This is a genomic window from Lutimonas saemankumensis (assembly GCF_020171465.1).
Classification (GTDB): Bacteria; Bacteroidota; Bacteroidia; order Flavobacteriales; family Flavobacteriaceae; genus Lutimonas; species Lutimonas saemankumensis.
The window spans coordinates 13859-27895 of record NZ_JAIUZR010000001.1 but is presented as its reverse complement, the minus strand read 5'-3'; the positions used below and the strand labels follow the sequence as shown (position 1 = coordinate 27895).

The window sequence follows — 14037 nt, the reverse complement described above, 5'->3', positions numbered from 1 at the left end:
AAATTAGTCTTATTAGCGGTCTATATCTGGAATTACAAAATCAAAGGAAGCCATAGTAGCTACCAAATCGGCTATTTTACTTCCTTTTGAAATATGGTTTAAAACGGACAAATTCGAAAATCCCGGTGAGCGGAATTTTAGCCTGTATGGATTTTTGGTTCCGGTGCTGTTTATATAAACCCCTAATTCCCCTCTTGCCGTTTCAACGCGTTGGTAAAATTCACCTTTTGGTAATTTGATTACTGCTTTTGTTGTCGTTTTGGTTTCTCCTTCCGGAATATTATCGATCAATTGCTCAATAATTGACATGGACTCCCACATTTCCATTATTCTTACTTTATATCTCGCGAAAGTATCTCCTTCTGTTAATAAGGCTTCCTTAAATTCTACGCGGTCATAGGCGCTGTAAGGATGATGTATTCTCACATCACTTGAAAAACCAGAACCTCTTGCAACCGGGCCCGTCACACCAAATGAAATAGCATCCTCTTTAGTGAGAATCCCTACTCCTTTTGTTCTTTTCTGAAAAATTACATTTCCAGTCAGCAGACGATCGTATTCAGGAATTTTAGTTTTAAAATGCTTGATAAACTCTTTGGTTCGATTGACAAAATTCGGATGAATATCAAACATGAGTCCACCAGGAACATTGTAGTTCATAGTCAGCCTGGCACCACAGGTTTCTTCAAAAATATCGTTGATCATCTCGCGATCCCTAAAAGCATAGAAATAGGTAGTTAATGCTCCGAGGTCCATTCCCATTACGCCCCACCATAAACAATGAGATGCGATTCGGGTAAGTTCACCCAGAATGGTACGAATCACTTTGACACGGTCAGAAACTTCTATTTCAAGTCCTTTTTCTACCGCCAGGCAAACAGCCTCATTATTGATGTGAGAAGACAAATAATCCATCCTGTCTGTGAGATGAACGATTTGCTGATAACTATCCCTTTCGCACATTTTTTCGATAGAGCGATGTATATATCCCAGATCGGGCTCAACATTTTTGATTATCTCTCCGTCAATGGTTAATAACAAACGTAAAACACCATGAGCTGCCGGGTGCTGAGGCCCCATATTAACGAAATATTCTTCCGTTTTAATTTTGGTTTTTAAGTCTTGATTGGCCATATAAATCCCTATTTAATAATCATATTGGTTTCATCTTCATAATCTTTTCTCAATGGCCAGCCATCCCAGTCCGGTGTTAAGAAAAGCCGTTTTAAATTTGGATGATTATTGAATGTTATACCAAAAAAATCATAGACTTCCATTTCGTGAAATTCGGCTGTCCTCCAAATATCACAAACAGAATCAAGTGTTGGATTCTCCCTGTCTTCAGTTTTCACTTTTACCACAATAGCGTGTTTAAGCTCTGTAGATTCCAGGTGATAAATTACACCTAACTCTTTACCCCAGTCCATCCCTGTGATACAAAAAGCAAAATCAAATTTTAGTTTGGGATCTGATTTTAACTTACGGCAAACCGCGTGAAGTTGTTCCTTAGGAACCGTCAGCGTTAAATATTCTGATCCTTCTTCTGTGAATTCCAGATTTTCCCCCAAGCCATCAATAATATGTTGTAGTTCTTCGTTTTTCATGGTATCTCTATGCTTAGATGCTAAATATTTCCTTCGTCAAAACCGTCAATGGGATTGGTCTTATGCTTCATGTTCTCGTTCTTTATTTTATCTTGTAACATGATCATCCCTTCCAATAAGGATTCTGGCCTGGGCGGGCACCCCGGTACATAAACATCCACGGGTATTACATGATCCGCACCTTTAATGACAGAATATGAATTATAGTAGAATGGCCCCCCTGAAATGGCACATGCCCCCATGGCAATAACATATTTAGGCTCGGCCATTTGATCGTACAATCTTCTTAAAACAGGCCCCATTTTATTTACTATGGTTCCGGCAATGATGATCAGATCAGCTTGTCGGGCAGAGGGTCTTGCTACTTCAAAGCCAAAACGTGAGAAATCGTGCTTCGGAGCTCCTGTCTGCATCATCTCTATGGCACAACAACTGGTACCAAAATATAAGGGCCACAAAGAATTGGATCGACCCCAGTTCACAACAGAATCCAGCGTGGTAACCACAATATTGGCTCCATTTCCTGCCGGGATTACTTTTCCAGGAAAACTATCCGGAACAACCTCTTTTAATCCTTCGGCTTCTAACTGACTTAAATATCTTTTCTTTTCTACTCCCATTTTAATGCTCTTTTTTTCCATGCGTACGCCAAGCCCAATCCCAGAATGAACAAGAATATCAGTATTTCAACAAGGGCAACCGTTCCTATTTCTTTAAAAACCACTGCCCAAGGCACCAAAAATGCAATCTCAATATCAAACAATAAAAAAAGGATGGCGAATAAATAATACCCCACCTTGAATTGTACCCAAGTTGGTCCTATTGTTTCAATTCCACATTCATAAGGTTCTTTTTTTGCTGGATTCTCGGATTTATGAGAAATCAGATTTGATAAGAAATTCGCAAGCACTACCAAAAACACGCCCGCAATAAAAAATACTAAAATCGCTTCGTACCCCATAATTGATTTTCTTAATTAGTACACAAATGTATTCTGCGTTTTAAAAAAAAAGGATGACCATTGTCACCCTTTAAACAATAATTTATATTATTTCACTTCATAGGTTTCTCCCGAGAAAAATAAATCATCAACTTTTGAAAAAACTGACTTTGACAATACTTTTTCGTTGATTTCGGCTTCCCGTTCTTCAAAAGTCGAGTCTTCATAACTCCTGATTATTCCCGTTGCCAAAGGATATTGAAGTTTAACCAGCATCTGATGAAGCGTATTATCTTCACATTTAGCATCGTGAACCAGAATATCTTCCTCAGTTACACCATTTTCACCAATCGTGACAACCTCAAGTTTTAATCCGTTCAATATCAAACCCTTGTCCCGTTCTTTTCCAAAAACCATAGGTTTACCATGTTCTAGGAAAATCTGTTTATCCTCTTTGATCTTTTTATCGGTAAACTGTGTAAAACAGCCATCGTTGAAAATAACACAGTTCTGAAGGATTTCGATCAGTGAAGTCCCTTTGAATTTTTCGGCTTCCACAAAAAGAGCCGTCATTTCCTTTGGGCTGTTACCTCCAAGCCTGGCAAAAAATCTTGCCTGGGCTCCAAGGGCTAATTCTCCCGGATGAAAAGGAGGCTGTGTGTTTCCATAAGGAGAGGATTTCGTCTTCTGTCCGATAAGAGAAGTAGGCGAAAACTGCCCTTTGGTCAATCCGTATATTTCATTGTTGAACAAAATTATATTTAGGTCCAGGTTCCTTCTCAGAACATGAATAAAATGATTTCCACCTATAGCCAGGCTGTCTCCATCACCCGTGATCATCCAGACACTCAGATCCGGATTAGCCAGTTTAACACCACTTGATATTGCGGCTGCACGTCCGTGAATACTGTGCATCCCATAAGAATCAATGTAGTAAGGAAACCTTGAAGAGCATCCTATACCCGAAATAAAAACCACATCTTCCTTTTTAACCCCCATCTCCGGCAAAGCCTTCTGCATCGATCTAAGAATCACGTAATCATCGCAACCAGGGCACCATCTGACCTCCTGGTCACTGGCAAAATCCTTGAAAGTATATTTTTTTTCTACAGTATCTTGCATATCAATTTTCTTTAATTATATTTTTCGCTTTTGCAACCAGATCGGTTACTGAAAATGGCAAGCCCATTACCTTATTGTACTGGATATACTCAAATTCAGGGAACCTTGACTTCAATACTTTGGAAAGCTGCCCCTTATTCAATTCACAGACAATAATTTTTTTGAATTTAGACAATACCTCAGTAGTATTCTTTGGGAAAGGGTTCAGATAATGAAAATGTGCGTGCCCAACTTTATAGCCTTTTGCGTCAAGTTTTCTAACTGCAGAATGTAAACTTCCATAGGTACCTCCCCAGCCAATCAGCAACAAATCTCCTTCCTCATTATATTCAGCTTCAAGATCAGGAATAAAGTTTTCAACCCGTTTAACTTTTTCTGCCCTTATATCGGTCATGTATTGATGATTATCTGGAACATAAGAAACATTTCCTGTAATTTTATCTTTTTCAAGACCTCCCACTCTGTGTTCAAGACCCGGAGTTCCGGGAATCGCCCAGTTTCTCGACAGGGTATCATTGTCACGATCATATGGATGCCAGGTTTCTGATCTCTCATCAATAACATGAGTCTTTATTTCTGGCATATCTTTGATCGATTTTATGCGCCAGGGTTCTGAGCCATTGGCAATATAGCCATCAGTGAGTAAAATAACAGGAGTCATGTGTTCCAAAGTCAATTTGGCCGCTTCAAATGCGTAGTCAAAACAGTTGGCAGGTGTACTTGCGGCGATTACTATAACCGGGGATTCACCGTTTCTTCCGTAAAGCGCCTGTAACAGATCCGACTGCTCAGTTTTAGTTGGCAAACCTGTTGATGGCCCTCCGCGCTGAACATTTACAACTACCAAAGGTAATTCCGTCATCATTGCCAGACCAATGGCTTCACCCTTTAAGGCAAGTCCCGGCCCGGAGGTTGTTGTTATCGCAAGATCACCGGCAAATGAGGCCCCAATAGCCGAAGTAACTCCGGCAATTTCATCTTCAGCCTGAAACGCTTTTACCCCAAAGTTCTTATGCTTCACCAATTCATGAAGAATATCTGTGGCTGGTGTGATGGGATATGAGCCCAAAAATAACTCTAATCCTGATTTTTCTGCAGCTGCGAGGAAACCCCAGGCAGTAGCTGTATTGCCATTAAGTATTCTGTAAGTACCTTTAGGCATTTCCGAAGGCAATATTTTGTACGCATTTGGTATCAGCTCCAGGGTTTCAGCATAGAAATAACCAGCTTTTAAAACTTTGGCATTTGCCTGGGCAATCAATGGCTTATACTTAAATTTCTGTTCAAAAAAGTTCAAGGTGTGATTCATATCACGGTCGTACATCCAGTATACCATTCCCAAGGCAAACATATTCTTACTTCTGGTAATACTCTTATTATCAAGACCCATATCCTTGAGCGCCTCTTTTGTCATAGACGTCATATTGACTTCAATTACGCGATAATTCTCCAGGGAACCATCTTCAAGAGGATTTGAATCATATTCTGCTTTCTGTAAATTCTTTTTTGAAAAAGAGTCGATGTCGATAATTACCGTATGTCCCGGCTTTAAGGCGTGAAGATTGGTTTTCAATCCTGCCGGATTCATGGCCACCAACAAATCAAGGTCATCCCCCGGGGTACTGACTTCAATGCTTCCAATATGAACCTGATAACCCGAAACTCCGTAGAGACTTCCCTGAGGAGCTCTGATTTCGGCGGGATAATTAGGAAAAGTCGCCACGTCATTACCAAACATGGCCGAAGTATCAGTGAATTGAGTTCCAGTGAGTTGCATTCCATCTCCTGAATCCCCGACAAATCTTATGACCACAGCACTTAAAGATTCTACCTCTTGCTGTGCAGTATCCATTTTATTAACAGTCATTGCGAATATATTTTTTATAAATTTAGTAAAATTTAGATTACTCTTGTCATTTGGCAGCTAAAAGTAACGAGCTCAATTCAATCAGAACATGACATTTATCAATCTGTAATTTTTATTACAATTAAAGACCTGACACTCTCTTATTTGGAATAATTCTAAATTTCAAATAAGCTGAAATTATTCAAATTTTAATTCTGTAACTTTGTTGAAGAATTTTAAAACAAATAAAAATGGCTATAATTATAACAGACGAATGTATCAATTGTGATGCTTGCGTGGCAGAATGTCCAAATAACGCGATATATGAACCAGATAGTGAATGGTCATACTCTGATGAAACTTCACTTACCGGAGAGGTTACAACGCCAGACGGCAGAACTGTAGATGCCGATGCTGAAAACGAAGCAATCAGCGATGAATTCTATTATATTGTAACTGATAAATGTACTGAATGTAAAGGATTTCACGAAGAACCTCAATGTGCTTCGGTATGCCCGGTGGATTGTTGTGTTCCTGATGAAGATAATGTTGAAACTGAAGAGGCCTTATTAGAGAAAAAAGCCTGGCTTCATGGTGAGTAGTTAATATTCGCAAAACAATTTCAAAAGAGTATTTGTTGCCAAATACTCTTTTTTTTTATGCATTTCGGTAACAAGTGTTACCCCCTTTACTCCACTTACACAGGGCCCTATGACTTATATCATAATTTAAGTGTTTTTATAGCCATAATTTTACACAATGAATTAGATATGTCATCTTGAATGAATTAGACATTTATAAACTTATCTCATACTTATAAACTTTCTTTAAAATGAAAAAACAATTTGATAAAATTATATGTGATGCAAATGAGGCCGTCGCCAGAGTAGCACATAAAACAAATGAAGTATGTGCCATCTATCCGATCACTCCGGCTTCTCCTATGGGGGAGCACGTTGATCTTTTCAGTGCAAAGGAACAGAAGAATATCTGGAACAACATTCCAAGGATTGTTGAAATGCAGAGTGAAGGTGGAGCAGCTGGAGCAGTACACGGATCACTTCAGGCCGGAGCACTTACAACGACATTTACAGCTTCTCAGGGGTTATTGCTAATGATCCCCAATATGTATAAAATGGCAGGAGAATTACTTCCTACCGTTATACATGTTGCAGCGAGAACTGTTGCGACCCATGCCTTGTCAATTTTTGGAGATCACAGTGATGTGATGTCTGCAAGACAGACCGGGTTTTCAATGCTATTTGCCGGATCGGTTCAGGAAGCTCAGGATTTCGCCTTGATTTCGCAGGTGGCTACCTTAAGATCGAGGGTTCCGTTTATGAACATTTTTGACGGATTCAGAACTTCTCATGAAATCTCTAAAATTGACTCTATTCCTGATGATATTATCAAGGCAATGATGCCAGAAGATAAGATCATGGCCCACAAAAAGAATTCGCTTGACCCGGATAATCCGGTTATCAGGGGAACCTCTCAGAACCCCGATGTTTTCTTCCAGGCCAGAGAAGCGGCGAACAACTATTATGCAGCTGTACCTGGAATCGTTCAGGAAGTGATGGATGAATTTTACGATCATACTGGAAGAAGATATGACCTGTTCAATTATGTAGGGCATCCTGAAGCTGAAAGAGTAACAGTGATCATGGGATCCGGAGAAGGACCAGTTTACGAATCTCTTGAAAAAATGGTTGCTGATGGTGAAAAGGTGGGAGCACTGTTTGTAAGACTTTACAGACCTTTCTCTGTTGCCGATTTCATTGAAAAAATGCCAAAAACAGTCAAGAAAATTGCTGTTCTTGACAGAACGAAAGAACCAGGAAGTATAGGAGAACCTCTTTACATGGATGTGTTAAGCGCATATATGGAGAGTTCAGAAACTATTCCTTCAATCGTGGGAGGTAGATATGGTCTTTCTTCCAAAGAATTTACTCCAAAAATGGTGAAAGGTATTTACGATGAACTTTTAAAAGAAAATCCTAAAAATCATTTCACAGTAGGTATTATTGACGATGTAACTCATACCAGCCTGATGGCTGATCCTACCTTTGAACTAAAGAGATCCACTTTTAACTGTATGTTCTATGGATTAGGTTCTGATGGTACGGTAGGTGGTAACAAGAACTCGATCAAGATTATTGGTGAAACCACAAACAATTTTGTACAGGGATATTTTGTTTATGACTCTAAAAAAGCGGGTGCACAGACAATTTCGCATCTAAGATTTGGCCCTGAACCAATTCATTCTACGTATCTTATCGAAAAAGCCGATTTCATCGCAAGTCATCAATTCAATTTCATTGAAAAATATGATATGATTGACGATTTAAAACAAGGAGGTACTTTCTTGCTGAACTCGCCTTACTCAAAAGATGAAATATGGGACAAGCTTCCTGAAAAGATGCAGAAGCATTTGATCGAACACGAAGTGAATTTCTATATCATAGATGCCTCAAAAGTGGCTCAGGATGCAAAACTTGGAAAAAGAACCAACACTGTATTGCAAACGTGTTTCTTTGCCATTTCAGGTATACTTCCAAAAGATGAAGCCATTCAGAAAATCAAGGATGCTATCGTCAAGTCTTACTCGCATAAAGGTGAGAAAGTAGTTCAGATGAACTTCGAGGCGGTAGATAAGTCTCTTGAAAACCTTCAAAAAGTGGAATATCCGAAAAAAGTAACGAGTAAGAAGCAATTCGTGTCGGCAATGACCAATGCGCCGGATGGATTTGTTTCCGAGGTGCTTGAAACCATACTTGGTGGACGCGGAGACGAACTTCCTGTAAGTGCCTTCCCTGTTGACGGAACTTTCCCAACCGGAACAACTCAATATGAAAAAAGTGGTATTGCTCACTTTATTCCAATCTGGGATGATGAGAACCTGTGTACACAATGTAACAAGTGTGTCGCCATCTGTCCTCATGCAGCGATCCGAGCCAAAGTTGTTCCGAAGGAAGAATTGTTCGAAGCGCCATTGACAATGAAAAGTGTTCCTGCCAAGGGTCGACCATTTGGCAAAGAGGATGCTTACGTACTTCAGGTCTCACCTGAAGATTGTACAGGTTGTGATCTTTGTGTTGAAGTCTGTCCTGCAGAAAGCAAGGAAATCCCTGATTTCAAATCGATTAATATGCGTAAAAAGCTCGATCATGACACCGTTGAAAACCTCAACTGGGATTACTTTATCAATCTTCCTGATTACGACAGAACTGAATTGAGTACTTCCAACGTAAAAGGAGCACAATTCCTTCAGCCATTATTTGAATATTCAGGTGCTTGCTCAGGATGTGGTGAAACTCCTTATATCAAGCTGATTACCCAATTATATGGTGACAGCATGATGATTGCCAATGCAACGGGATGTAGTTCAATTTATGGTGGTAACCTGCCAACAACGCCTTACAGAACCAATGAATTTGGAAGAGGGCCGGCCTGGGCAAACTCACTGTTTGAAGACAACGCTGAATTTGGATTAGGTATGCAACTTGCCCTGACCAAAAAACAGGAAATTGCAGTGAATCTTCTAAAATCTCTTGAACTACTCGTTGGTAGCGAACTGGTAAGTGCTATCTTGAACAACCCTGAATCGGACGAAAAAGAGAAAGCCAAGAAGTTTGAGGATATTGACAGATTGAAAAAAACTTTAGATATCCTTGACAATAATGAAGAGGCTAAAAAACTGAATCAGTTGACTGAATATCTGCGCAAGAAAGCCGTATGGATATTTGGTGGAGACGGTTGGGCCTATGACATAGGTTACGGCGGTGTAGACCACGTTCTCGCCTCAGGTGAAAACATCAATATACTTGTGATGGATACGGAAGTTTATTCCAACACCGGAGGCCAGACTTCTAAAGCGACTCCTATCGGTGCAAGTGCCAAGTTCTCAATTGCAGGTAAGAAAACTCCTAAAAAGAGTCTTTCAATGCAGGCAATTTCTTACGGAAACGTTTATGTTGCTCAAATTGCAATGGGAGCTAAAGATGTTCAGACCCTGAAAGCTATTAAAGAAGCAGCTGAATACAACGGACCATCATTGATCGTTGCCTATTCACACTGCGGTGAGCACGGGTATGACCTGAAACATGGAGCAACTCAACAGGCAAAAGCAGTTGATACGGGATACTGGCCATTATTCAGATTTGATCCTTCTAAACCAAAAGGCAAAAAGTTCAGACTTGATTCAAAAGAACCCTCTGCTCCTTTAGAAGAATTCATGTACAATGAATCTCGTTTTACAAGGGTTGTAAAAGAGAATGCGGAGCTGGCTTCTGAATTACTGAATGAAGCTCAGGAAGAGGTAGATTCTAAATGGGAGCGTTTGGAATTGTTTAAAAGCCTTTAATCTATAAACCAATCCCACGTGGTATTCATTACTGCGTGGGATTTTTATTTATCAGCCATGGATAAAAAAGCACAAGATCACTTTAAAAAAGCAAAACAGCAATTACAGGAAGCCAATGAGGGATTGTTCAGGCCCAAAGAAGATGTTGTGACATTCCAGGTTTGTAAAAACTCGCTTCTTTCAATTGAAAATTACTTAAAAGGATATCTTACCAAAAGAGGTTTTGAAACCAAACCAACTGAATCTTTGGATCAACTCTTGGAAAGATGTCGATTACTGGATAAAAAATTTCGCCAGATTGACCTGAACCTGATCGATTGCAGCAACAATCCAGATCACAACAGGTACTGCGAGGATGTAGATAAAGTGAGTGCATGTTTTCAAACAGCTGATCAGCTTGAAAACTTCCTTATTAGTAAAAAAATAATTTAACATCAAAATAAATCATATCTCGGGCTGATCTCTATGGGATCGGCCTTTTTTTTTACAACTACTTCAAAGAGGTCATAATGAGGTTATTAGAATTATTTCCATTATATTAGCTCAACAAACCCTTAACCTATGCGTCCCCCTCAAACCACCTTGGTCTTTTTATTGGGCCTTTTGTGCTTTTCCTTATCTGCTCAGATTTCCGGTCAGGATAGTCTGAAAAACAATGTTTCGCAGCAGTCACCACTTCAAACAGAACAACCCGCTTTTCAGAATAATGTGGCACCTGTTATCTTTAAAAGGGATACGATTTACTTTATAAGATATTCCGCAAATGAATACCCTGTAACTTACAGGGCAAAACAGATCTCCAAAAGGCTTCATGACCTGTATGAAAAATACCAGAAAGGTGTTGACACCATCTTTGTAAAGGAAGGAAACCAGTTTGCCAGTATTATGTACAATGATGAAATTGCCTTTATCATCACCGAAAACGATGCCATCACAAATAAAATGTCTTTAAACGAACTTGCTGAGATGCAGGTCCAGAAGTTTAAAGAATCTGTTAATAAGCAAGATCAATATAACCTGTCCACTCAGGAATGGCTAATAAGAATCGGTTATTTCCTCATCTCACTCGTCATCTTGATCGCAGTCATCAAGGTCATCAACTGGCTATTTAGAAAACTCAATATCTACCTTTCAAAATTTGAAAAACGATTCCTGAAGAATAAAAAGAATATTTTCAAGTATTTTATTCCGAAGAACACGGCCAATATATTTGTTTTTCTATCAAATGTACTCCGCATCATTACAATCCTTTTCGTACTATTTACCTACCTGCCTTTTATGTTTAGTTTTTTTCCCTGGGCAGAAGAAATCGTAAGTAATTTTTACAGCTACCTGGCAAGGCCCGTAAAATTTGTATTCTATGGATTTGTCGATTTTTTACCAAATCTGATATTTATAATCGTAATCATTATGATCACCCGATATATTATTCGGGTTCAAAAAGACATCGTTGAAGATATTGAGGCTGAAAAATTCATTATTAAGAATTTTCCAAAAGACTGGGCCAGCACTACGCAAAAGATCATTAGCCTTTTGATCTGGGCCTTCGCTCTCGTATTGATCTATCCTCATTTACCGGGCTCCACATCTCCTGCATTTAAAGGGGTATCCATTTTTATAGGAGCCTTGGTCTCTTTTGGCTCTACCTCCGCGGTTGCAAACATTGTTGCCGGTGTAGTAATTACCTATATGAGACCCTATCAAATTGGGGATCGAGTCCGGATTCAGGACACAGTTGGTGATGTGATAGAAAAGACACTTTTAGTCACCCGGATAAGGACGGTAAAAAATGAGGATGTAACGATACCCAATGCAAACATTATAATCAATCATCTGGTTAATTATTCCGCAAATGTTGACAAAAACGGCCTCCTGCTTCATACCTCTGTGACCATCGGCTATGATATCCCCTGGAAAACAGTTGAAAAATTATTGATAGATGCGGGTAAAAGGAGCCTTCATATTGAAGCAGAACCTTCCCCTTTTGTTTTGCAAACCAGCCTTGATGACAATTATGTCTCCTATGAATTGAACGCTTACAGTAAAGAACCCAAAAAGATGGCATTGATCTATTCCGATATACACAAAAACATATTAGAAGTCTTCAATGAAGCTGGAATTGAAATTCTGTCTCCGTCTTATATTGCCGCCAGGGATGGAAATCTCACAACGGTTCCGAGTAAAATTCCTACGGATTCGAGAAGTCCTTTTGACAAGCTGGTAGATCATCTTACAGGAAAGAACCAAAACGTAAAAGTGACTAAAAGTCCTGTTAAAAAAACCAAACCGGAGAAGGGAAATGAAAAAGGCCGAGATCTGTTTTCTGAATGATGATTAATCATTCAATTTAAGAACTGCCATAAAAGCCTGCTGTGGAATTTCTACATTACCCACTTGTCTCATACGCTTTTTACCTTTCTTCTGTTTTTCAAGAAGTTTTCGCTTTCTCGAAATATCACCCCCGTAACATTTGGCCGTAACATCCTTTCTTAAGGCTTTGATCGTTTCTCTGGCAATGATCTTTGCACCGATGGCAGCCTGGACCGGTATGTCGAACTGTTGTCTTGGGATCAGCTGTCTGAGTTTCTCGCACATCTTCTTGCCAATAGCGTAAGCTGTAGATTCATGAAGCAAGGAAGACAAGGCATCTACGGGCTGAGCATTAAGCAAAATATCTACTCGAACCAACTTTGAAGACCTGAAACCAATTGGATGATAATCAAATGAGGCATAGCCCTTTGAAACCGTTTTAAGCCGGTCATAAAAATCAAATACAATTTCTGACAACGGCATATCAAAACTTAATTCAACCCTTTCAGTAGTTAAGTAAGTCTGATTTGTAATCTCACCCCTCTTTTCTATGCATAAACTCATTACCGGGCCCACAAAATCAGCTTTGGTAATTATGCTCGCCTTGATGTAAGGCTCCTCTACCCTGTTTAATGTTGAAGGTTCCGGTAAATCAGAAGGATTATTAACCAGAATCATTTCATCGGGTTTCTTATTGGTGTAGGCATGGTAAGAAACGTTAGGGACAGTGGTAATCACGGTCATATCGAACTCCCTTTCAAGCCTTTCCTGAATAATTTCAAGATGCAGCATCCCTAAAAACCCACATCGGAATCCGAAGCCAAGGGCAGCTGAACTTTCCGGCACAAAAACCAGGGAGGCATCATTTAACTGAAGCTTTTCCATCGAGGACCTTAGCTCCTCATAATCTTCTGTGTCAACAGGATAAATCCCTGCAAATACCATTGGTTTAACATCCTCAAATCCATCAATTCGATTCTGGGTTGGATTTATGGCATCTGTTACGGTATCACCCACTTTTACCTCACTCGCTGTTTTGATCCCCGTGATCAAATAGCCCACATCTCCTGCCGAAATCACCTTTTTGGGCTCCTGATCCAGCTTCAGGGTCCCAACTTCATCAGCGTAGTACTCTTTATTTGTGGCCATGAATTTAATCTTCTGGCCCTTCCTGATCTCACCGTCAATGACCCTGAAATAAGTCTCTACCCCTCTGTAGGAATTGTAGACAGAATCGAAAATAAGTGCCTGTAAGGGTTTTTTTGGGTCACCCTCCGGTGCCGGAATTCTTTCAATGATAGCTTCAAGAATGTTTTCCACCCCAAATCCGGTTTTACCACTGGCATGTATTACTTCCTCAGGATCGCATCCCAACAGATCCACGATATCATCGGTAACTTCTTCCGGGTTAGCACTTGGAAGATCTACCTTATTCAAAACCGGAATGATCTCAAGATCATTATCCAGGGCCAAATACAGATTAGATATCGTCTGAGCCTGGATACTTTGGGCGGCATCGACTATTAATAAAGCACCTTCACAAGCCGCTATTGACCTTGAAACTTCATAAGAGAAGTCAACATGGCCCGGCGTATCAATCAAATTAAGCACATAGTCTTCACCCTGATACTTGTAATCCATTTGAATGGCATGACTTTTTATCGTAATACCTCGTTCTCTCTCCAAATCCATGCTATCCAGTAACTGATCCTGTTTTTCTCTGTCAGAAATCGTATTGGTATACTCCAGCAACCTGTCTGCCAGGGTACTTTTACCATGATCAATATGGGCTATAATGCAAAAGTTTCTGATATTCTTCATCCGTTTCGTCCTGTCTTCAATATTTGCGCAA

General features: G+C 39.8%; 11 protein-coding genes. 4 read left to right on the top strand and 7 right to left on the bottom strand.

What is annotated here, in order from left to right; genetic code table 11:
- Positions 1 to 12: 12 nt before the first annotated feature.
- The 6 genes from LCM02_RS00135 to LCM02_RS00110 form a co-directional block, all read right to left on the bottom strand.
- On the bottom strand, positions 13 to 1134 hold the full coding sequence (locus LCM02_RS00135; protein ID WP_224926278.1) for an NADH-quinone oxidoreductase subunit D: 1122 nt from the start codon (positions 1132 to 1134) through the stop codon (positions 13 to 15).
- An 8-nt stretch (positions 1135 to 1142) separates the two neighbouring features.
- Positions 1143 to 1604 (bottom strand): NADH-quinone oxidoreductase subunit C, encoded by a 462-nt coding sequence (locus LCM02_RS00130; protein WP_224926277.1) that lies wholly within the window; start codon positions 1602 to 1604, stop codon positions 1143 to 1145.
- A 20-nt stretch (positions 1605 to 1624) separates the two neighbouring features.
- Entirely contained in the window at positions 1625 to 2224 is a 600-nt protein-coding gene (locus LCM02_RS00125; protein ID WP_224926276.1) for an NADH-quinone oxidoreductase subunit B, read from the bottom strand.
- Positions 2215 to 2565 (bottom strand): NADH-quinone oxidoreductase subunit A, encoded by a 351-nt coding sequence (locus LCM02_RS00120; protein WP_224926275.1) that lies wholly within the window; start codon positions 2563 to 2565, stop codon positions 2215 to 2217. The genes LCM02_RS00125 and LCM02_RS00120 overlap by 10 nt, the downstream gene beginning before the upstream one ends.
- 87 nt (positions 2566 to 2652) lie before the next feature.
- Entirely contained in the window at positions 2653 to 3666 is a 1014-nt protein-coding gene (locus tag LCM02_RS00115; RefSeq protein ID WP_224926274.1) for a 2-oxoacid:ferredoxin oxidoreductase subunit beta, read from the bottom strand.
- A gap of 1 nt (position 3667) precedes the next feature.
- Complete coding sequence (locus LCM02_RS00110; protein WP_224926273.1) at positions 3668 to 5533, bottom strand: 2-oxoacid:acceptor oxidoreductase subunit alpha; 1866 nt, start codon at positions 5531 to 5533, stop codon at positions 3668 to 3670.
- Between the two features lie 230 nt (positions 5534 to 5763).
- Here LCM02_RS00110 and LCM02_RS00105 point away from each other — a divergent pair, with 230 nt between their 5' ends.
- The 4 genes from LCM02_RS00105 to LCM02_RS00090 all read left to right on the top strand — a co-directional run bounded on the left by LCM02_RS00105 (position 5764) and on the right by LCM02_RS00090 (position 12206).
- On the top strand, positions 5764 to 6114 hold the full coding sequence (locus LCM02_RS00105; protein WP_224926272.1) for a 4Fe-4S dicluster domain-containing protein: 351 nt from the start codon (positions 5764 to 5766) through the stop codon (positions 6112 to 6114).
- A 230-nt stretch (positions 6115 to 6344) separates the two neighbouring features.
- On the top strand, positions 6345 to 9875 hold the full coding sequence (gene nifJ, locus LCM02_RS00100) for a pyruvate:ferredoxin (flavodoxin) oxidoreductase (protein ID WP_224926271.1): 3531 nt from the start codon (positions 6345 to 6347) through the stop codon (positions 9873 to 9875).
- 18 nt (positions 9876 to 9893) lie between these two features.
- On the top strand, positions 9894 to 10307 hold the full coding sequence (locus LCM02_RS00095; protein ID WP_224926270.1) for a HEPN domain-containing protein: 414 nt from the start codon (positions 9894 to 9896) through the stop codon (positions 10305 to 10307).
- 129 nt (positions 10308 to 10436) lie between these two features.
- On the top strand, positions 10437 to 12206 hold the full coding sequence (locus LCM02_RS00090; protein ID WP_224926269.1) for a mechanosensitive ion channel domain-containing protein: 1770 nt from the start codon (positions 10437 to 10439) through the stop codon (positions 12204 to 12206).
- 3 nt (positions 12207 to 12209) lie between these two features.
- Here LCM02_RS00090 and lepA read toward each other — a convergent pair whose 3' ends face one another.
- On the bottom strand, positions 12210 to 14006 hold the full coding sequence (lepA, locus tag LCM02_RS00085; RefSeq protein WP_224926268.1) for a translation elongation factor 4: 1797 nt from the start codon (positions 14004 to 14006) through the stop codon (positions 12210 to 12212).
- Positions 14007 to 14037 lie beyond the last annotated feature (31 nt).